The sequence below is a fragment of the Tolypothrix campylonemoides VB511288_2 genome, from assembly GCF_045999855.1.
Taxonomy (GTDB): domain Bacteria; phylum Cyanobacteriota; class Cyanobacteriia; order Cyanobacteriales; family Nostocaceae; genus Scytonema; species Scytonema bouteillei_A.
The window spans coordinates 417,314-438,839 of record NZ_JBFPMW010000003.1 but is presented as its reverse complement, the minus strand read 5'-3'; the positions used below and the strand labels follow the sequence as shown (position 1 = coordinate 438,839).

Below are 21,526 nucleotides of genomic sequence, written 5' to 3'. Positions count from 1 at the left end.
AGGTACTCCTGCTACTAAGACAATTGCTTACTCATGAGTAGCAATGCATGACATAAAAGTTGTTAAATACAATTAAAATTTAAAAACTAAAATTCACGAGTCATATGGATAATATTCCGGTCATTGACTTTTCTCTCTTTACCAGTGATGATGCAAGGGCTAGGCAAAGTGTAGTTGAGCAAATCTACGTAGCTTGTCATGAAATTGGGTTTATGTATTTACAAAATTGTAGTATATCTCAAGACCTGATTGAGCAAGTATTCATACAGAGCAAAGACTTCTTCAATTTACCTTTGTCAGTAAAGCAGCAGTTTGCTTGGAGTGATGAATTTAGCAACTGTGGTTATGTTGGTGTAGGGAGAGAACGCCTCGACCCCAATAAACCAGGCGATTTAAAAGAAGCTTTTAATGTAGACAAAGAATTTTTTGATAGTAACAAATTTGTTCATAACTTGGAATTTTACGCTTGCATTCTCAACTTTCATGAGGCTTGTACAACACTTGCCGATCGCGTGCTGCAAGCTTTTACTTTCGCTTTGCAATTGCCATTCGATTTTTTTACCACTAACCACGATCGGCACAACCATACTCTAAGATTGCTGCACTATCCCCCATTGTTACAACCACCATTACCCCTACAGGTTCGTGCGGGTACACATTCTGACTATGGCAGTATTACCTTGCTGTTTCAGGATGAGGTCGGAGGTTTAGAAGTTCAGACAGCAACGGGTGAATGGATTGCAGCGCCGACGATTCCTAATACTATCATAGTTAATACTGGGGATTTAATGGAACGGTGGACAAATCACGTGTTTTGTTCTACTAAGCATCGGGTGATTGTTCCTAATGATGATAGGGTGAAGCAGTCGAGGTACTCGATAGCGTTTTTCACACATCCAAACGACGATACAGAAATTGCTTGTTTGGAAAGCTGTCGAAGGGGATTGTTGCCTGTTTATCCCCCAATTCTTGCAGGGGAATACCTTTTGAGTCGCTTGCGAGCAACATATTAGCAGGTATGGTCAAGCAAACAACTCTTTCCTACTGGGCGATTGTAGAAATGCATGGCGATCGCTAGCAAACCGTAGCTCTTTACATTTTTGTAGTATGAATGTAATATATAATGATAGTTACTGTTGAGACAGTAGCTATTTGTCCATTTTGCAAAAAGGAAGTTTATGAAACCCCGAGAACGCGTCCGCAATATTGGTATTTCTGCCCACATAGATTCTGGTAAAACCACGTTGTCGGAGCGAATTCTATTTTATACTGGCAGAATCCATAATATTGAGGAAGTACGGGGAGGTGGCAAAGGTGCCATTATGGACTTCATGGAGTTAGAAAAAGAACATGGCATTACTATCACCTCAGCTGCAACCTCCTGTCAGTGGAATGATACCCAAATAAATCTTATTGATACACCCGGACACGTGGATTTTACGATAGAAGTTGAACGTGCCTTACGGGTTTTGGATGGGGCAATTATGGTACTTTGTGCTGTCGCGGGTGTACAGTCACAGTCGATTACGGTAGACCGTCAAATGAAGCGGTATCGAGTTCCGCGTTTGGCGTTTGTCAACAAAATGGATAGGGCTGGTGCAAACCCTTTTCGTGTTGTGCAAGCAATGCGCGATCGCCTTGGGCTGAATGCGGTGTTACTTCAGCACCCAATTGGTAGTGAAGACCAATTTCACGGAGTCATTGACTTAGTGGAAATGACTGCAAATTACTATGAGGGTGAAAACGGGGAGAACTGGGTAAAAAATCCAGTTCCTGACACTCTTAAGGGTGAAGCACAACAAGCAAGGGAAAAAATGCTTGATGCTTTGTCATTGTTCTCAGAATCAATGACAGCCATGTTAGTAGAAGGTGAAGAAGTTCCTAAAGAACTGATTTGGGAGACTATTCGACAAGCAACCCTAAGACTGGAACTAGTTCCAGTGCTACTGGGTTCTGCTTTCAAAAACAAAGGAGTGCAAAACTTGTTGGATGCAGTCACCCTTTACCTTCCTTCTCCTGTAGATAAGTTTGTCGTCGCCCTGAAGCGCACAAATGAACGGAATTCCCAACCTCAGATTCCCATTTATTCCAAACCTGACAGTCCATTGGTTGCTCTAGCATTCAAGTTAACAGTAGAGTCTTTTGGACAGTTAACCTACACTCGTATTTACTCAGGCACATTAAAGCCCGGTGATACTGTTTACAATCCCCGAACAGAAAAGCGAGTGCAAATTGGTCGTATGGTGAGGATGCATGCTAACAAACGAGAAGAAGTCAAAGCTGCTGTCGCAGGGGATATTGTTGCTCTGTTGGGTGTTGACTGCGCCTCTGGAGATACTTTGTGTTCTGAAGAAATGCAAGTTTCTTTGGAAGGAATGTTTATTCCAGAAGCAGTCATGACTCTGGCAATTACTCCCAAGAAGCAAGAAGACACAGATCGTCTTGCGAAAGCACTGCACCGTTTCCAACGGGAAGACCCGACATTCCGAGTTAGCGTAGATCCGGAATCAAATAACACTCTCATTTCTGGTATGGGAGAGCTCCATTTAGAAATTTACGTTGAGCGCATCAAGCGCGAGTACAATGCTGAGGTTTATGTGGGACAGCCTGCAGTTGCTTACCGAGAAACCATTTTGCAACAAGCTAGTTTCGACTACCGACTCAAAAAACAATCAGGCGGTTCCGGTCAGTTTGCCCATGTCACTGGCAGAATTGAACCTTCAGACGAACCGTTTGTGTTTGAAAATAAGGTTGTTGGTGGTGCGATTCCTAAGGAATACATTCCTGCTTGTGAAAAAGGTTTCAAAGAAGCAATGCAATCAGGATTGTTAGAAGGTTATCCCGTAACTGGGGTGAAAGTGGTTTTGGAAGGAGGTTCCTATCACCCTGTTGATTCTTCGGAATTCGCGTTCCGGTCGGCGGCGCATCAAGCTTTTGAGCAAGCATTTGCCCGAGCAAAGCCTGCTATACTCGAACCCATTATGCTTGTAGAGGTAGAAACACCTAACGAGTTTGTGGGAAGAGTCCAGGGCGATCTTTCATCCCGTCGTGGTTTGCTATTGGGTTCTGAAACCATGCAAGGCGACTCGGTTATTCGGGCTGAAGTCCCCTTGGAAAAAATGTTTGGCTATTCTACAGCCTTACGATCGCTGACTTCCGGTATGGCAACTTTTTCAATGGAGTTCGCCTGCTACCGTCGTCAAATTTAAGTTGAACGTAGAGACGCGCCATGGCGCGTCTTTACAAAATTTTTCGGTTACATTATTTTTTCTTTAATTTTTTTTAAAAAAATATAATTAAGTATACAAAAAAGACTTAGTATAACTTTTGCGATCGCTTTACCTTAAACGCTGAAAAAACTATTAAATTCTTGTTGGTTCAAGCTAATTTACACTCCACCAGTACCCCCATAGTAGACTGTGGCAGGTAGCTTTCTGCCATCAATATCCTTTCCTTGATATTGGGCTCCCATTGCAGGTGTAGCCAGGAAAAATACTACACTTAGGAATAGCTGTAAAATTTTTATCGTAAGATTGAAGTACGATTTGACGCTGCTATTTTTTTAAGGTAAACACGATTTCTATGTAAGCAACTTTATCAAGAGAGCGATCGGCATATATAAAAGAAAACCCAGACATACTTTTACATCTACAGGGAGTTTTAAGTATTATATAGTGTAAGGTATTTCAATTTTCTTCTGCCTGGAGTCACAAAAGCGTTTAAGGAAAGCGATTGCCTCCAGCACGCTTCGCGAACGCATTCCCAATGAATATATTGATTCGAGGGTAAGGCTTTAAAGGCTGTTTAGTACATCATACGGGACTCAGTTGAGGTAAGTATGAAGTCAGTACAGGCTGACTTAACTTGTATAGCCGCGATTTCAATCCCCCAATGTTTTGTCCAGATAGAGATGTCCCCGAAGAGATAAGTACCATCCGAACCGCTAAGAACAAGAGTTCCTGTCAAAAATGGGTTGATATTCCAACCGTAGCAGTCAGCGCTTTTGCTCGTTTTGAAAACCAAATTTGTGCGTTGTACTTGGTAATTTCACTATATCAATGGGAAGAATAAGTTTGTATGGGCAGAAAAAAATTGGATTTGATAGAGGCAGCTATGGTGAATTTGACTGGTTATTTTATTTCTCAACAAATATACTCAGGTCATAAAACTGTAGTTTATCGAGGGATTAGGGAAGTAGATCGGCAACCAGTTATTATTAAAAGAATGCGGAGTGAGTATCCTAACTTTAGAGAACTCATACAATTCCGCAATCAGTTCGTCATCACCAAAAATCTTAACTTAGAAGGTGTAATTAAAACGTATAGTTTGGAACGCTATAAGAACAGCTACGTTTTGGTGATGGAGGATTTTGGGGGTATATCTTTAAAGGATTATGTAAAGAATTATGTCTGTGACAACCAGCATCCGTGTTATGGGGGGTCTGTTGATGAATTTCTGGAAACTGCGATTCAAATAGTGAGCGCGTTGGAAGGATTGTATCGCTCTCGAATCATTCACAAAGATATCAAACCAGCCAACATCCTGATTCATCCGATGACAAAGCAAGTCAAGCTGATTGACTTCAGTATCGCCTCTCTACTGCCAAGAGAAACTCAAACTCTAACGTGTCCCAATGTGTTAGAGGGGACTTTAGCATATTTATCGCCAGAACAAACCGGACGGATGAATCGCGGGATTGATTACCGCAGTGATTTTTACTCGTTGGGGGTGACATTGTTTGAAATGCTTACAGGACAATTACCTTTTGCAAGCAATGACGCCATGGAGTTAATTCACGCTCATATTGCCCAAACTCCACCACTGGTTCATCACATCGCTCCGACAATTTCCCCAACTGTTTCTGCCATCGTCAATAAACTGATGGCAAAAAACGCCGAAGATCGCTATCAAAGTGCTTTTGGGCTGAGACATGATTTGGAAATGTGCCTCGAGAGCTTGAAACAAACAGGCAAAATTGGTACATTTGAACTAGCAAAACGAGATATATGCGATCGCTTTCTGATCTCGGAGAAACTTTACGGACGCGACAAGGAAGTCAAAATATTGCTTGAGGCATTTGCACGGGTAGCGCGTCCACAGGCAAAACAACTCGCAACAGATGAACTCACAAATACTTTATCAAGAATATCGAATATTGTAATGGTAGCGGGTTTTTCTGGGATTGGGAAAACGGCTGTTGTGAACGAAATTCACAAACCCATTGCCAAACAGCAAGGTTACTTTATCAAAGGTAAGTACGAGCAATACAAACGCGACCTTCCCCTCTCAGGATTTGTGCAAGCATTGCAAGATTTGATGGGGCAAATCCTCTCAGAAAGCGATGCACAATTACAGGTTTGGAAAAATAAAATCATCTCAGTCTTGGGTGAAAATGGTCAAATTCTGATTGATGTGATTCCAGAACTCGAACAGATTATTGGTCAGCAAGCTCCGGTCTTAGAATTATCAGCAACCGCCGCACAAAACCGCTTTAACTTACTGTTTCAACAATTCATCCAAGTGTTTGCAACTGTTGAGCATCCTTTAGTGATATTTTTGGATGACTTGCAGTGGGCAGACCAAGCATCACTGAAATTGATACAGCTATTAATCACAGAGACACGCTATGTGTTGACGATAGGAGCATACCGAGATAATGAAGTCTCGAGTACACATCCATTGATGCTGACTTTACAAGATGTTAAGACGAGTATCAAGACAATCACCTTAACACCCCTAAGTCTAAGCAACATCAACGAATTGATTGCCGATACCCTGAGTTGTTCGAGACCACTCGCCCAACCTTTAGCAGAACTTGTTTATCAAAAAACGCAAGGCAATCCATTCTTTAGCAATCAATTTCTGAAGTTTCTCTACGATGAAGGTTTGATGAGTTTTGACTATCAACTCGGTACTTGGGAGTGCGATCTGACGGGAGTGAAGATGTTAGCTACGAACGAGGATGTTGTGGAGTTTATGGTCAGACAATTGCAGAAATTGCCTCTAGCCACGCAATCGCTCTTGCAATTAGCAGCCTGTATTGGCAACTCTTTTGATTTGGCAACTCTGGCAATTGTCTGCGAACAATCGCTAGGTGAGACATCTGCCGATTTGTGGAAAGCGCTAGAGGAAGGATTGGTGATTCCCATAACAGAAGTTTATAAGTTTTATCAAAACGAAGGCGAGTACAATCAACCACTTATAGCAGATCGCTCCGCACAATTAACCATAAGCGATGAGCCATTAGCCAACTATAAATTCCTTCACGACCGAGTACAGCAAGCAGCGTATTCGTTAATTCCTCAAGACCAAAAACAAGCAACGCACCTGAAAATTGGGCAACTGCTGTTAAGCAAGACGCCAAAATCACAACAAGAAGAGAAAATCTTTGAAATTGTCAATCAATTCAATGCAGGTTTAGAATTAATCACTCTTCCAAACGAGCGAGAGAATTTAGCATCATTAAATCTGGTAGCAGGGCAAAAAGCCAAAACGGCCACGGCTTACACAAATGCTTACAAACACTTAACGACGGCCATGCAACTTCTGGGAAATCATTCTTGGGAAACTCATTACGAGTTAACCCTCATCTTGCATCAAGAAGCAGCAGAGGTAGCATACTTGGCGGGCCACTTTGAACAAGTGACACAATTGGCAGATATTGTGTTAGAAAAAGCGGCTGGCGTGCTCGATAAAGTCAAAGTTTATGAAGTCAAAATTATGACTTTAGGAGCACAAAATCAACCTCGAGAAGCTGTATATACAGCCTTAAGCGTCCTGAAAATGTTGGGACAAGAATTGCCCGTGAATCCCAAGAAGTCCGATCTCGAGCAAGCTCAGTTAGAACTCACTGTCAATTTGAAAGAAAAGTCGATTGAAGATTTAATTCATCTACCGGAAATGACGGACGTCACGCTCTTAGCAGTTCTACGTATCCTATCACTTATCATCACCTACTCCTATCATGCAGTCCCTGAATTATTGCCACTTATTTTGTTAAAACAGGTCAATTTGTCACTCCAATATGGCAATGCTCCTTTATCAGCTTTTGCATACTTGTGTTATGGGTTAATATTGGGTGGGATAATGGAAGACATAGAGCAAGGATATCAATATGGCAAACTGGCTTTAAATTTATGGGCAAAGTTTAATGCCAAAGAAGTGAAAGCTAAAGTGATTCAAACATTTTATGGCATGATCGGGCATTGGAAAAACCATCCCCGACAAGTTTTATCACCTTTGTTAGAAGCTTATTCTGTAGCTTTAGAAACGGGTGATTTAGAATTTGCCGCTTTTTCTCTTCAAATGCATTCTTACACTTCATACTGCATTGGCAGGGAACTCACCCTACTAGAATCCGAAATGGCATCCTACAATCATACCATTCGTCAACTCAAACAAGAGATTTCGTTAGGCTGCGCTTCCGTGTTTCGACAAATCGTTCTGAATTTACTAGGAAGAACTGACAATCCCTGCCTATTATCTGGTGAATCTTTTGATGAAGAAACAATACTGCCACTTTTCCAAAAAAGTAACAATAAATTGGGGTTTTTATTTTTTTATTTCAGCAAACTTCATCTATGTTATCTATTTGGAGAATATCAGCAAGCTTTAGAATATGCAGCGTTAGTAGAAGACTATTTCAATACTAGCACAGGACAAATCGTCACGGTACTTATCTATTTTTACGATTCACTCTCGCGACTGGCAATTTACCCTCAAACCCCAGAGCAAGAACAACAGATGATTCTTGAGAAGGTACGTATCAATCAGGAAAAATTACAGAAATGGGCGCATCATGCACCGATGAATTATCTACACAAATTCTATTTGGTGGAAGCAGAAAGACATCGAGTGCTCAAGCAAAAATCGGAAGCGATCGAGATGTACGATCTCGCTATCTCTCTAGCTCAGGAGAATGAGTACCTTAATGAAGAAGCTCTCGCTCGGGAATTAGCTGCTCGCTTTTACCTCGAATGGGGGAAACAAAGAGTTGCTCAAGATTATATGACCCATGCCTACTATTGCTATGCTCGGTGGAGTGCAAACGCAAAAGTTTCTGACTTAGAAAAACGCTATCCTCATTTACTTGACTCCATTCTACAACCGGACACAAATCTTCTCAATTCTAGCGATACACTTACAGTGTCCGGTGGAACGACATCATTAATACCCTCAAGTAGTAGCAGTGTTTCCGAACAACTCGATTTGACGAGTGTGATCGAAGCCTCACAAACTCTAGCAAGCGAAATTGAATTGGACAAGTTACTCGATAAATTGATGCAAGTTGTCATGGAAAACGCCGGAGCCAAAAAATGTGCTTTGATGTTACCTCATGGCAACAATTTGGTTGTTGAGGCGCTTGCGACCTTTTCCGGGAGCCCAATTATTCTGCAATCAATTCCTGTTGAGTCTTGTTTGGAAGTTCCCCTTCACCTGATTAACTACGTCAAAAACACGCTCAAAACTTTAGTGATTGATGATGCTGTTGCGGAAAATTCCTTTGTCAGCGACCCCTACCTCAATCAATACAAACCCAAGAGTCTGTTGTGTACTCCCGTCCTCAATCAAGGAAAGTTAATTGGAATTTTGTACTTAGAGAATTCTCTGACCACTGGAGCCTTTACCTCCGAGAGATTGCAAGTGCTGAACCTTCTGATTTCCCAAGCCGCCATCTCCCTAGAAAACGCTCGCCTCTATCAAAAATCCCAAGACCTCTACCTGCAAATGCAAAGCTACGCCGAGCAACTCGAACATTCTCTGAGCGACTTGCAGCAGATGCAACTCCAACTTATTCAAAATGAGAAAATGTCTGCTTTGGGGAATTTAGTGGCGGGTGTGGCACACGAAATTAACAACCCTGTGGGCTTTATTGCGAGTAATTTACAACCAACACAAGAATATCTTCGCGATCTCTTTCACCTGATTGACCTTTATCAAGAAAAATTTCCCCACCCTGGTGCTGAAATTTTAGCTCAACTCGAAGCGATAGATCTCGAATACCTGCGGGAAGATTTTCCCAAACTGATTGACTCTTTAAAACTGGGAACCGATCGCATTCGCCATATCAGTACTAGCTTGCGGATTTTCTCCCGCGCCGACACTGATACCAAAGTCCCTTTTAACATTCATGATGGTCTTGAATGTACCTTGTTGATTCTCAAACACCGTTTAAAAGCCAATGGCAATCGCCCGGAAATTCAAATTCTTAAAGAATATGGTGAGTTACCATTAGTCAAATGTTTTCCCGGACAACTCAATCAAGTCTTTATGAATCTTTTAGCGAATGCCATTGATGCCATTGAAGACTTATCGGTCGCTAAAACAGCTTGTATTCGGATTCAAACTCAATACATCTCAGAAAATAAAAGTGTTCTGATTGGGATTAAAGATAATGGGGTGGGAATCCCTGAGGAATTGAAAACCAAAATTTTCGACCATCTGTTTACCACAAAAGCTGTTGGCAAAGGGACTGGCTTGGGATTATCAATTGCCCATCAAATTGTTGTCCAAAAGCACCAAGGGGTTTTAGAAGTCCATTCCGTTCCCGGACAGGGTTCGGAATTTTTGATCGCTCTTCCGGTATAATCCCTTCCATTGCAAGAAAGTTGCTGATTCTAAGAGTTGTCTGAGAATAAAGTTTTCTCTCATCTAAACGAAATTTGAGATCGTTTATCCTTAGCGCATCCAAAAATTTAAATTAATTGCTATTTCTTGAAAAATTTCCTAATTAATGCTGAGGTGGTCATAGGTGATACATTAAAAAACCTAGTGACATCTCCTACACTCGTCCTTCGGACTGAGTGTAGGCTTCCAAGACAATCCGGCTATTGCTTAGGAGGCTCTTGGCTTTAAGAACGGAATGCCCTACCGCTCTGTCTTACAAAGTTTGGCGGTGTCGGTTTCCGTCCCGCCAACTTTGCGCTATTTTTTATATTTATCGCTGCATTATGGTCGCGGTCAAGACTGCAACCACACTGGCAAGAATGCCAACGTTCATGCAATTTCTTAGGAACTTTCACGCCACAACTAGAGCAATCTTGAGAAGTGCCAGAAGCATTCACAGCTATCACCAACAAACCAGCATTTTCGGCTTTGTTTGATAGTATCGACAGGAAGCTTGACCATCCAGCATCATGCAGAGATGTTGCTAGTCTGGATTTTGAAAGTCCTTTTATATTAAGGTCTTCATGAATAACAACGTCATATTTAGACAGTAATTGTTTTGCAGTTTTAAAGTGAAAATCTTTACGCTTGTCAGCAACTTTTTTGTGCCTCTTGCCCAACTGCTTTACAGCTTTGCGTCTACGGTTACTGCCTTTTTTGCGTCGTGATACCCGTTTTTGGATAACTCGTAAACGTTTTTGAGACTTGCGATAATGTTGAGGTATTTCTACAGTCTCACCCTCAGAAGTTGTTAAAAACTCCTTTAAACCCATATCAATACCAGTTATAAATTCTGGATTAATATCTGGTTTGATTTCTGGAACTGTAGAATCTTCAAGGCTGAGGGTAACGTAATACCCGTCAGCTTTTTTGGTAACTGATACCGTTTTTACCGTGAGTCCATCCGGTATTGGGCGATGCAAAACAAGCTTGATATTTCCTAGTTTTGGTAGGTTAATCAAATTTCCTTGAATGCAATCATCTTTCATCTGTGGATAAGTAAAAGTCCGGTAACGGTCACGAGACTTAAACCGAGGTCTACCACTTTTCTTACCGTTGCTATCCCCACTTAAAAAGCGGTCAAAAGTAACCTTAACTCGCTTGACTACATCTTGCAAAACTTGTGAGTAAATTTCACCGTAGTGAGGATGAGTCTTTTTGAGCAATGGCAAACTTTTCTTTTGACTGTAATAGTCTGGTTTTTCGCGTAATTCTGGTAGGTGACAAACGAGAGGGCAAGCGTTAATTGGACAACGATTTTGCTCATACCAATCGAAACGTCGAGCCAACAAATAATTATATTGAGAACAAAGCATAGACAGCCATCTATCTATTTCTATAGCTTTTTGCTTTGTTGGACGTAACTTGTATTGGTATGAGGTTCTCATTTGTTTATCACCTCCTTGATCCGCCTATGTTAACATAAACGTATTAACAATGGTGATACAATGAAAAATAATTCTATAAGAATACGATTATCTGATAGACGTTTAAATAAACTACGTTTATATGCTGCTCAGTCGGACAAAACAATGACTCAAGTAGTAGAAGAACTTATAGACTCTTTGCCTCAACCAAAAGAAATTGGTGAGCAGCGCGGTCTTGGCGGTTTCCGTCAAGAAGCGACTGCTCACCCGAAGGGCAATTCCTCATCGACCCCACTCCCGCGTTAATCTTCGATTAACATAGGTCGGGGGCGGCACGTTTTGGGAAAGAATCTTCTTTCCCAAAAGCTGCCTTGTCAATTCGTCATTGCCCCAAAATTCATCTCATCACTCCCCTTCGGGTGAGTGAGAGGCTTCTTTTGGATTAAGCTAAACCCTAAAAGCGCGATAGCAATGGTTGAAAAAAATAATTTGAAAAAAGTACGTAAGTTTCTTGAAGACACTGGTGTGAAATTGGTGCGATTTCTTTGGTGTGATAATGCCAACATTATCCGTGGGAAAGCCGTACATATAGAGATGCTATCTCACTACTTTGAGCATGGCGTAGGTATTTCCGTAGGTCAACAGGGAGTTCCTGTAATGTATGATGCAGTTGTCCCAGAGAGCAATTTAGGTCCGGTGGGTGAAATTCGCTTAATACCAGATTGGTCTAGCCTGAAACCCTTACCTTATGCCCCCGGTCATGCTCGTGCTATGGGTAACATGGTAATTAATGGTTCGGCTTGGGCTTTATGCCCCCGAAACTTCTTAAAGCGGATGATAGCCGAAGCTAAATCGCAAGGTTTGGAAGTGCGAGCCGCTTTTGAAAATGAGTTTTACTTGCTGCGGCAAACATCTGATGGTACTATTCCTGCTGATTCCACAGTGTTTGCCTCAACTCAGGCAATGGACCTCAACTGTGAAGTCATTAATGCGATCGCCGATGCACTTATCACCCAAGGTATACCTGTAGAACAGTATTACCCAGAATCCGGCCCCGGTCAGCATGAAATTTCCATGCGCTACACTGATGCTTTGCAAGCGGCTGACTGGCAGATTGCTTTTAGAGAAACTGTCAAAGCGATCGCCTACCGCCACAACCTCACCGCTTCTTTCCTACCCAAAATCTTCCCCAACGCGGCTGGTAGTGGCTGTCACATCCATTTTAGCCTTTGGCAAGATGAGAAAAACCTTGTGGGCGATCCACAAAGTACCTGCGGTCTATCGAAGATAGCATTACAATTTATTGCTGGTATCCTGCACCATCTTCCAGCACTGATGGCACTTACGACTCCAAGTACTAATTCTTATCGCCGCATTCGTCCTCATAGTTGGAGTGGTGCTTTTCGCTGTTGGGGATTAGATAATCGGGAAGCATCTGTGAGAGTTCCCACCGACCCTAACTTGAACTGTCCGAGCCACTTGGAATTGAAGACGGTGGATGCATCAGCTAATCCTTACTTGGCATTAGGTGCAGTTATTGCAGCTGGGCTTGATGGCGTGCAGCGCGGTTTGACACCTCCCAACCCAGTGAATCAAGACCCAGGATATTTATCAATTGAAGAACGGAATTCCCATGGAATAGATCCATTACCAGATAACTTAGGGCAAGCAATCGCTCACCTCCAGCAAAACGATATCCTATTAACAGCTTTAAATCCTCAATTAGCCCAAGCTTTCTTAGCAGTGCGTCAAGCAGAGTGGCAAGCTATGAAAGATTGGGAATTAAAGACAGAAGTCAACATGTTATTAGAAAAATACTAACGGTATTTAACCCGAGCATGAATTTAGCTGATATTCCTTTAATTGACCAACACGCCCACAACATATTAAAACCAGAAATAGCTGCCCAATATCCTTATGCAGCTGCTTTTACAGAAAGCGATCGTCCAGAAATTATCAACAATCATGCCCGCTTTACGTTTTTTTACCGACGTAGCTTGCGGGAGGTTGCAGCTTTGTTGGACTGCGAACCTGAAGAAACAACAATTTTGGCACGGCGGGAAAGTTTAGGATTAGAAGATCTCACACAGATTTATTTTCACGCTGCCAATCTAGAGGGGATCTATTTGGATGATGGTTTGCGACCAGAAACTATCCTACCTCTGTCATGGCATGAAAGGTTTATTTCTGTGCGACGAATTCTGAGATTAGAAATGTTAGCAGAACAGCTAATTCCACAATCACCAGATTTTACGACTTTCCTAACCAGATTCAACAGCGAACTCGATCCGCCACCACCTGGGGTCGTTGCTTTTAAAAGTATTGCCTGTTATCGGAGTGGCTTAGATATCCAACCTGTAGCTGAAGAGGTAGCTGTAGCTCATTTTGACAACATCAAACAAAAATTTTCAACTCAACAGTTGCGACTTACAGATAAACCCCTGATTGATTTTTTGTTGCAACAAGCGTTATTGGTAGCAGCGAAATATCATCTCCCCGTGCAGTTACATACTGGCTACGGCGATCCCGACTTGGATTTACGATTGGCTAATCCCCTGTATTTGCGTCATTTACTGGAGTCACCACAGTACAGCTGCGTACCAATAGTATTGTTACATGCTTCCTATCCTTATATGCGGGAGGCTGGTTATTTGGCGTCTGTATATCCTCAAGTTTATTTAGATTTTGGGTTAGCAGTACCCTTTTTAAGTGTATCTGGAATGCGGGAAACCATCAGACAGTTATTAGAATTAGCTCCTACTACGAAACTCATGTATGCTTCTGATGCTCACTCAATTCCAGAATTGTATTACTTGGGTGCAAAATGGGGTCGCCAACTGTTAGGAGAAGTTTTATGGCAAGCAGTTACGGATTCTGACATTACTGTTGCTGAAGCTGAGGCGATCGCTATCGCAATTTTACGTGAAAATGCTTTACTGATTTATCAATCAACACCCTAACAGCTACCAGATACAGCTTGTATATTGTTTGTTTGGTATATTTGGAAAAGCCCTAACGCTATCAAACGAGTTTTAAATTTACTACTGTACGTATATCGAAATCCTCAAAAAATCCAAAATAAAAAATGTAGAGAAATTGTGTAAAACCTCTCTACATTAATTTGCTTAGCCTTTAGTAGAAGAAACTGATTTATGCTGCTAGACGAGCACCCAACGCTTTTCCTGTTTCAGGACCAACAATACCATCTACAGTTATGTGGCTATCTGTTTGAAATGCCATAACAGCCTTTTCCGTATACTCACCAAAAATACCATCGATACCAGCAGGTCCTAAATCATATCCCAAGTAAGATAGGTCGCGCTGTAAGCGTTCAACCTCTGCACCTTGGTTACCGCGACGTAAGGTTGAAGGACGTTGTTGACTCATGATAATTTTCTCCTTTGATTACAGATAAATATCGAACAATTATGTTGAAACTATGTTGAAGCCATGTTTTTTGATTAAATTGGCTTCTATTAAATGGTATTTAAGAAAAAAAGAAATATTTTTTTCTTAGATGCCATTATTTACTTCTAGGTAATTAAACCTGTCAGTAAATTTACTTTCACATATTGATTCACTCTAGTTGGAGAACTTTTCGCAAACCAATAGGTAATATGAATGAAGAGAAGACTTTTTCTGACTTTTTCTGACCTTTTCTGACTGCTTGAATGGTTTTGATACTATCAACAATCTAGATAGGACAATAATATTGGGAGGGCAACGACCGCCATAATTTGTTGGCTGTGTATTATTAGTAAAACTTATTTTTTCTGTTGCAGTATATAAATATGTCTGAAAAATATGTCTGAAAAATTACGCGTGCGCTTTGGTGATGCAAACTACGGTTGGCTACCTGTGGAATTAGTTACGGATAAACAAGAATTCTTATTTACAGCGTCTTATGTACCATATGATTCACTCTATGAACTTGTGGAGGCATTGAGTGTATTTCTGAAGGTCGGTACATCAAAAATTGTGAGATGGAATACAGAACCAATTGAGTATGAGTTCATTTTTTCAGAAAGCGATGGACAAGCGCAGCTAGAAGTGGTTGAGTATGCAAACTCCAAGCGGATCAAAGGTAAAAGCCAAACAGTTTTCCACTTAAACGGTTCAAGAAAATTTTTGGTTCTTCCATTCTGGCGTGCTTTACGCGATGTCGAAACTCGCATCGCTTTTGAGCAGAAATGGCAAAGGTCGTTTCCAAAACTCGGTATGCAACAGCTCGGTCAGCAAATACAGCATTTGTAGCTTTGTCTGTGGTTGGTCAGGGATGGTATCGGTATATCTGCTCGGAGTGCAGATTTAAGGCTTTACCTCACTTGATAGGGGGAGCTAGCGGATCGAGGGTTGGAGGTGTGAAATAGTGCAAAGCTAAGATAACATCGGAAAGATAAAAATCTGTTCTCCAATCTCTAGTGAAGCAACCTCGCCGTTTTAGTCCACTGATTTTACTAATATCAGCTTTGGCTTTCCTTGCTATTGTCAGTTTGAGTTATTTCCATACCCGGTTTGCACTACTCTTACCAAACTCGAACCTCGATCCGACATCTCGCTCAAAGACAAAAGTTAAACCACTCGTAGGAACGAATGGTTTACCCCAACTCAACCCTCTACCTACAGCAAAAGAGGTTTGGGAATGCTCTGTTGTTGTGATTGGTGGTTCCTTAGGAGGAGTAGCCGCAGCATCCGAAGCAATGCAATCGGGAGCAAAGACTTGCTTGATTGAACTCACTCCTTGGCTGGGAGGACAAATTAGCTCTCAAGGGGTCTCGGCTGTAGATGAATCGCTGGCTATGCGGGCTAAGGAGAATCACTCAAAAAGTTGGATTGAATTCAAGCAGTTAATTGCACAACAACCTGTAGAACTACCTTCATGGTCTAATGTTCCTTCTCCTTTAAAAGTGAAAGATATTAATAGCTGTTGGGTGGGTAAGTTGTGTTTTCCTCCCAAAGCTGGCGCGTCAGCAGCAGAACAATTGCTGAAGTCTTCGTCTAGTTTTGCACCAGGAAGTCAGTGGGGAACTTCTATTGCGTTTAAAGGGGCTGAATTTGACAGTACGGGACAGCAAATTGTCTCAATTTACGCAGTAAAAAGAATACCACGGAATTCTAACTACGTTCCTAAAGGTCGCCTTTCTCAAGAATTAACTTCTTGGTATTCCTGGTTTGACAATGAGGAATTTGAAAAAGTCCCACTGCGACTGCAACCTCCAAAAGGCGATCGCATGATAGTCATTGACGCTACGGATACGGGAGAATTGATAGGATGGGCAAACATTCCCCACCGACAGGGGTCAGAATCTCAGGTCACAACAGGTGAAATTCATGCAGCGCCTAAAGATAACCCCAAATGCACCCAAGCATTTACTTTTCCATTTGCTGTTGCTATTCATGATGATGGGGGTTTAAGTCGCGATCGCTTATCTCGTATCGAGTCAGGAATATCAAAAGAGGAACATCGAAAAGACTTCTCCATTGGGAGGACTCCCGTATTTGCAGGTCGAAGTTTCTTTAATTACAGACGTATTGTTAGCATGCGCCGCAGCAACCCCTTTGTTGATACTCCTGTCCGTGGAGATATAACTATGGTGAATTGGAATCGAGGGAACGACTGGAACTTAATGAATCCGCACTTAATTCTGACACAAGAAGAGGTAAGTGCTTCCGGACAGCGTCAGAACTGGGTAGGAGGGCTTGCTTTAGAAGCACTGAAGGAAGCTGAAAATCATGCACTTTTTTTTGCAGAATGGCTTTTAGAAACTCAAGCTCAACCTAATTTTCCCCTAACCTACCTCTTTGGAACAGAGTCTCCCATGGGTACAGTTTCAGGATTGAGTATGACGCCTTATATTCGGGAGGGACGCAGAATTTTAGGACGCCAAGCCCACGGACAAAATGAGTTTATGATGCGCGAGGCAGATATTAGAACAGATGTTTCAAGTAGTCGAGATGTTTCCAAAACAGTAGTTGCGGTCACTCATTATGATATTGATATTCATGGATGTCGCTATCGTAATTGGGAACCATCCAACGAAGCAGCCAAAGCTCCAGCTAGAGAGTTTGTGGTTCGTCCCGTCATGATTCCTTTGGAAAGCATGATTCCTCAGAAAATAGATAATCTTCTGATTGGTGGAAAAAGTATAGCCGTGACTCACATTGTTAATGCTGTAACTCGCGTTCATCATAGCGAGTGGGGTATTGGTGCTGCTTCTGGAGTGACAGCGGCTTGGCTGTTGACTCAACCGAATTTGACTCCCTCCCAAATTGTTCCAAAACAACAAATGCCTCAATTGCAACAAGCGATGAAAAAGCAAGGTTTGCGTCTTTCTTGGTGACCGATGACTAATGACTGATGACACAATAACAAGTTAGCGTGCAATTTAAATGCGTAACAGATCGCCTAAACTGCAACTTTAATCATCAAAAAAATTTACAAAAATCTCACTAGATTCTCACATTGTCTGTGTATCTTCAGTATGAAAGTTTTAATTGAGATAAAGTCATGGGTCTAAAAAACAGTTGAACGCAAAAATTTTACTGAATATATATAATATTTTTTTACAATGGGTAATTTCTAAGTTCTTATTATTTTAAGATAAACCTTATGTAAAGAGAGTATAAATCATTAAGGAACTGTTATACTCTCTAATACTAGTTTTATGACTTGCAAGTAAAAATATAGGTATCGCAGGGAGCATTCACCACAAAGTCCAATACCTGAAAGTGCTACTCTTTAGTTGACATTGGCTTATTAGAGGCAGTGTACAGCCTGCGATCGTACCATATTACCAATGAAGACAACAAGAAAAACTTTCTTTCTGCCCCACTAAAGTTAGCTTTGAGGGGAACTTTATTTAGCAGAATTTTTCTGCCCTCAGCCTTGTTTCTGGAGAGTGGTGAAATTAAAATTCGGATTTTTACTATGCTTTTTCTTAGTCTCGAGGATTTAGAAGTTCAAGGTGTTTCCTATAACGGAGCATCACAAATTATTTTTAAAAATAAAATTTTTACTAGATTTGTAGATTTTTCCATACAATATCGTCAAAAAGCTATCAAATTTTGTCAGGAATTTCTTGATGACAATCTCTTTTGTTTAATTGTAGAAAATCAGTCATATCTGACGGTTTGGGTTGAGGAAAAAGAAAAAAATTTAGCAAACGATACACAACGGAGCGATTCCGGGTTGCATGAGTCGAATGGTCTCTCATCTCAAGTCGCAGATGCTGATGCTGTAGTTATAACACAGAAAAATTTAACAACCTCTGTTCGTCCCCACAACTCGACCCAAAACGTATTTCCAAAGGATGAAGAAAAAACTGGATATTCAAATCTAGCAAAAGAGCAAAGCGAGTTGAAAGGTCTCCCTTCATCCCCGCCGTCTACCGAACCCAAGCCATCTACTCAAAAATCAACTAGGAAATACCGAGGGATTCCCTACTAAACCATTTGTCACAGATTCTATTTCCAAAAATCCAGCTACGATTTGAAATCAAAAGTCTTAGGTAAAGGTGGCGATCGCCGATTTCAATTCTCCAATGCTTTATATAAAATGGACTTACGCACAAATACTTATGTTGACTGACAAATAACTTTCTATTTAGTTTATATAAACTTCTTTAACCCAGTATGAGCCGTACTCGTCGTCCTACAGTTGAGCAGCTTGCTCTAATTTCAAGCTATATAGAAAAGTGGAGAGCAATTGCTACCAATACAAATAGACTCGATTCTGTTAAAGTAACAGCAATCATTCATGAAATATATCAATTACTCAATGTGAATGCTCCTTTGTTGAAATTTACAGATAGCCCGTATAGTGCTGGTTTAATACTAAAAGAATTTATTGAGAGTCGTAATTACGCTCCGCTTAATAATTTAAGTCAGCCAATTCAGAAGCATCTTAAGGAAGAACTAACTTTTCAACTGACTGGATATTCAGATGTCAAAGTATATCCAGTTCAACTTATTGAAAAAGAAAAATCCAACCATATATTAAATTCCCATTTATACCACCAGTTTCACTGTCTATTAGCAGCAAAAGTACGGACACAATTGTGGAAACAACCACAAGTATGGACAACTTTAAAAACCCAATCTTGGTATTATGACTATTGTTATATTGCTCCTGAATGGTGGGCATGTGATGGCTGTTATCTTGATTGGCTGAGTAATTGTCTTAATTGGAAACATAACCCCAAATACTGGGAACTTTTTGAAGCTCTAATCATAGAGTGTGGTTGGATTTTCCCATTTACAGAAATTTGTATTGTCTGCGAACGTCCCATACGCATTTCTTTTGATACTGAAAAACGCTTACATGCAGAAGCAGAACCTGCACTAGAATTTTTAGATGGGTTTCGGGTATACGCTCATCATGGAGTCACTCTACCAGAACAGTATGGAATACTTTTCCCAAATCAATGGAAAGCTCAATGGTATCGGGAAGAAAAATTGGCATCTGTTAAAGAGGTACTTTTGCAGAATCTTCCAGTCCACTTAATTGAGCAGAACTGGCTTTTATCGGAATCAGATACAAATTTGAAGAGGCTACTTGTTCAAAGGTTAGGTATTGAGGTTAAAACACTTACTAACGCTCAAACTAATATTTTGTCAGATTATCATAAAAAATGGCGAGAAGTAGCACTTCAACTAGCCCCTATCAATCGCCAAAAAGCTGCCTTGGCAATCGAGCAATTTTACACTGCTAATAATTCACCATATACCCCAGAAATTCTATTTGCTGATGGGCTGTACATTGCTCAAAGATTAGTAAAACAAAAGTGTCGTGGGCAAATATCAATCATCAAGTTGTATAGTTATTACGGACACAAATATGGACGGGAATATTTAAACTTGGCGCTCATCAATAAACTTTGGAGTACAATAGCCGTACAGCTTAGTGATAGTGTGTTGCAAGAACTTCGCAACGTCCTTATCTGCAAGCGATCTTGGAGTTTAGAACCCTATTTTGGCTGGATTAAATCTGAGGAATTAACTGGCTGGTGTAGTCTATTTGATTTTTGTATTTCCATTCTCGGATGTGTTCATGACCAAAATTTATGGTCAATCTTGCAAGCAGTTGTTACAGAATGTGGTTGGTTTTTTCCATGTCAGCGTACTTGTATTGTTTGTGAACGTCCAATCAAATTATCTGTAGACGATCGAGATCGACTTCATGCTGAGAATGAACCCGCTATTGTCTATGCAGATGGTTACAAACTTAGAGCACGTCACGGACTACACCCCAAAAAGTACTTTCAAACCTATTAGTAACAAGTTAAAAGCGTGTAAAATTTGCCAACACCTTTAAAGATCTAAATAACTGGTGATTTTGAAGAAATCGTGGTGTAATATTTGCACCGAGCCATTAGTAACAAGTTAAAATCATAAATTATTTTCTCCGGAGTATGGGCGTCCTCGTTTGTTAGAACTAGCGCGATCTCCTGGAGAAATTTCTTGTTATTCTACTTGCCTTGCTTGCCAATAAAATAAGAATAGTAAAATAGGTACCATTGCTAATATAATATCTAAAATACAGGAAAATATGATTGTAGTTACAGTGTTTTCTATAAAAGCAGAGAATATCCCTACAATAAAAGAGTATGTTAACATCAATAAGACAATTAAACTAGTACCTACAACTATTTGCCATTTTTTTCCTTTTGTTAAATAAGCACTTCTTTTCAAAATAGAAGATGAGTTACTATATCCTTCAATAACAACTATACAATCCGTTAAGCTATATCTGACTGCCAATACAATTCCAGGTATCACAAAAGCGAAAAATCCTAATGTTTGAAAAAATCCAGAGATCAAACGAATAGTAAAAATTTGTCCCCAATTCTTAATTCCAGCCGACATTGCTTCAAAATAGTTGCAACTCCGACCTTGCTTGATTTCCCATAAAGAGGAAATAAGAGCACCTACATAAATGGGATCGAAAATTGCACTGAAAAAGGAGGAAACTCTAAATTCCGCGATGAGTTTTGCATATTCATCTTTGGGCGTCAAGTTATGAACAACAATTTCTGAGAGGATATTAGCGGGAAATCGTATCGTTAGTATAATTAAACTGAATAAAATAATGTTGTCGCTAAAAATAGCGATCGCTTCTTTAAGTTTTTTCACGGTTGAATTCTCTCAGTTTGTTATATAGGTAGGTTTTGCTACAAAAAAGGTTCATACGGTGGGTATTGCCCACCCTACAGTTCCCAATCAAGCATTTGAAGCAAGGTTTGCTTGTTTTTGCTGTATATTTAGTATTCCCAAAATCACGCTTAAAATTAAACGACTCCCTTTCCTTCATAAAATTAACGTGAGTTCGATAAAGTTAAAAAAGACTTCACGCCAAACCCCTCTTCTACGAGGATACAGGGTATGGGAGGCGAAGCTTCCTCTCAAAAGCATTCTCAGGCTGAGCCACTGCAAGAGTTTATCAAACAAAAAACCCCCCAAAAAAGGGAGGTTGAGGGATGAAATGTTATCCAAAC

12 protein-coding genes and 1 pseudogene are annotated in these 21,526 nt (G+C 40.7%); 10 read left to right on the top strand and 3 right to left on the bottom strand.

Annotated elements, in window-relative coordinates:
• Nucleotides 1-104: 104 nt before the first annotated feature.
• The 3 genes from AB0756_RS10695 (at nucleotide 105) to AB0756_RS10685 (ending at nucleotide 9,588) form a co-directional block, all read left to right on the top strand.
• Nucleotides 105-1,013: an isopenicillin N synthase family dioxygenase gene (locus AB0756_RS10695; RefSeq protein WP_038074110.1), complete on the top strand. Its 909-nt coding sequence runs from the start codon at nucleotides 105-107 to the stop codon at nucleotides 1,011-1,013.
• 165 nt (nucleotides 1,014-1,178) lie between these two features.
• Nucleotides 1,179-3,209 (top strand): elongation factor G, encoded by a 2,031-nt coding sequence (fusA, locus tag AB0756_RS10690; protein WP_038074113.1) that lies wholly within the window; start codon nucleotides 1,179-1,181, stop codon nucleotides 3,207-3,209.
• Between the two features lie 868 nt (nucleotides 3,210-4,077).
• On the top strand, nucleotides 4,078-9,588 hold the full coding sequence (locus AB0756_RS10685) for a trifunctional serine/threonine-protein kinase/ATP-binding protein/sensor histidine kinase (protein WP_237265816.1): 5,511 nt from the start codon (nucleotides 4,078-4,080) through the stop codon (nucleotides 9,586-9,588).
• Nucleotides 9,589-9,781: 193 nt separating this feature from the next.
• On the opposite strand, the pseudogene AB0756_RS10680 reads toward AB0756_RS10685, so the two are convergent.
• A pseudogene (locus AB0756_RS10680) lies at nucleotides 9,782-11,054 on the bottom strand (RNA-guided endonuclease InsQ/TnpB family protein).
• A gap of 144 nt (nucleotides 11,055-11,198) precedes the next feature.
• Here AB0756_RS10680 and AB0756_RS10675 point away from each other — a divergent pair.
• The 3 genes from AB0756_RS10675 (at nucleotide 11,199) to AB0756_RS10665 (ending at nucleotide 13,993) form a co-directional block, all read left to right on the top strand.
• Nucleotides 11,199-11,339 (top strand): hypothetical protein, encoded by a 141-nt coding sequence (locus AB0756_RS10675; RefSeq protein ID WP_167844573.1) that lies wholly within the window; start codon nucleotides 11,199-11,201, stop codon nucleotides 11,337-11,339.
• A 165-nt stretch (nucleotides 11,340-11,504) separates the two neighbouring features.
• Nucleotides 11,505-12,854: a glutamine synthetase family protein gene (locus tag AB0756_RS10670; protein WP_038074116.1), complete on the top strand. Its 1,350-nt coding sequence runs from the start codon at nucleotides 11,505-11,507 to the stop codon at nucleotides 12,852-12,854.
• A gap of 17 nt (nucleotides 12,855-12,871) precedes the next feature.
• Nucleotides 12,872-13,993, top strand: coding sequence for an amidohydrolase family protein (locus tag AB0756_RS10665; RefSeq protein WP_038074119.1), 1,122 nt, complete (start codon nucleotides 12,872-12,874; stop codon nucleotides 13,991-13,993).
• Nucleotides 13,994-14,183: 190 nt separating this feature from the next.
• On the opposite strand, the gene AB0756_RS10660 is transcribed toward AB0756_RS10665, so the two are convergent.
• Nucleotides 14,184-14,420 carry a peptidoglycan-binding domain-containing protein gene (locus AB0756_RS10660; protein WP_038074124.1) on the bottom strand — a complete coding sequence of 79 codons (237 nt, stop codon included), beginning with the start codon at nucleotides 14,418-14,420 and terminating at the stop codon, nucleotides 14,184-14,186.
• A gap of 417 nt (nucleotides 14,421-14,837) precedes the next feature.
• On the opposite strand from AB0756_RS10660, the gene AB0756_RS10655 reads away from it, so the two are divergent.
• From AB0756_RS10655 to AB0756_RS10640, 4 genes are all read left to right on the top strand, one after another.
• On the top strand, nucleotides 14,838-15,287 hold the full coding sequence (locus AB0756_RS10655; protein WP_050046089.1) for a hypothetical protein: 450 nt from the start codon (nucleotides 14,838-14,840) through the stop codon (nucleotides 15,285-15,287).
• A gap of 167 nt (nucleotides 15,288-15,454) precedes the next feature.
• Nucleotides 15,455-17,374: an FAD-dependent oxidoreductase gene (locus tag AB0756_RS10650; protein WP_038074126.1), complete on the top strand. Its 1,920-nt coding sequence runs from the start codon at nucleotides 15,455-15,457 to the stop codon at nucleotides 17,372-17,374.
• Between the two features lie 587 nt (nucleotides 17,375-17,961).
• Complete coding sequence (locus tag AB0756_RS10645) at nucleotides 17,962-18,480, top strand: hypothetical protein (RefSeq protein WP_137986403.1); 519 nt, start codon at nucleotides 17,962-17,964, stop codon at nucleotides 18,478-18,480.
• Nucleotides 18,481-18,665: 185 nt separating this feature from the next.
• On the top strand, nucleotides 18,666-20,306 hold the full coding sequence (locus AB0756_RS10640) for a DUF6745 domain-containing protein (protein WP_050046091.1): 1,641 nt from the start codon (nucleotides 18,666-18,668) through the stop codon (nucleotides 20,304-20,306).
• A gap of 189 nt (nucleotides 20,307-20,495) precedes the next feature.
• On the opposite strand, the gene AB0756_RS10635 is transcribed toward AB0756_RS10640, so the two are convergent.
• Nucleotides 20,496-21,164: a YciC family protein gene (locus tag AB0756_RS10635; protein WP_038074130.1), complete on the bottom strand. Its 669-nt coding sequence runs from the start codon at nucleotides 21,162-21,164 to the stop codon at nucleotides 20,496-20,498.
• Between the last annotated feature and the right edge of the window lie 362 nt (nucleotides 21,165-21,526).

Bases quoted from the DNA above. Each gene is read 5' to 3' on its own strand.
- AB0756_RS10675 (WP_167844573.1), top strand. From the start codon at position 11,199: ATGACTCAAGTAGTAGAAGAACTTATAGACTCTTTGCCTCAACCAAAA.
- AB0756_RS10695 (WP_038074110.1), top strand. From the start codon at position 105: ATGGATAATATTCCGGTCATTGACTTTTCTCTCTTTACCAGTGATGAT.
- fusA (WP_038074113.1), top strand. From the start codon at position 1,179: ATGAAACCCCGAGAACGCGTCCGCAATATTGGTATTTCTGCCCACATA.
- AB0756_RS10645 (WP_137986403.1), top strand. From the start codon at position 17,962: ATGCTTTTTCTTAGTCTCGAGGATTTAGAAGTTCAAGGTGTTTCCTAT.
- AB0756_RS10655 (WP_050046089.1), top strand. From the start codon at position 14,838: ATGTCTGAAAAATTACGCGTGCGCTTTGGTGATGCAAACTACGGTTGG.
- AB0756_RS10670 (WP_038074116.1), top strand. From the start codon at position 11,505: ATGGTTGAAAAAAATAATTTGAAAAAAGTACGTAAGTTTCTTGAAGAC.
- AB0756_RS10665 (WP_038074119.1), top strand. From the start codon at position 12,872: ATGAATTTAGCTGATATTCCTTTAATTGACCAACACGCCCACAACATA.
- AB0756_RS10660 (WP_038074124.1), bottom strand. From the start codon at position 14,420: ATGAGTCAACAACGTCCTTCAACCTTACGTCGCGGTAACCAAGGTGCA.
- AB0756_RS10640 (WP_050046091.1), top strand. From the start codon at position 18,666: ATGAGCCGTACTCGTCGTCCTACAGTTGAGCAGCTTGCTCTAATTTCA.
- AB0756_RS10685 (WP_237265816.1), top strand. From the start codon at position 4,078: ATGGGCAGAAAAAAATTGGATTTGATAGAGGCAGCTATGGTGAATTTG.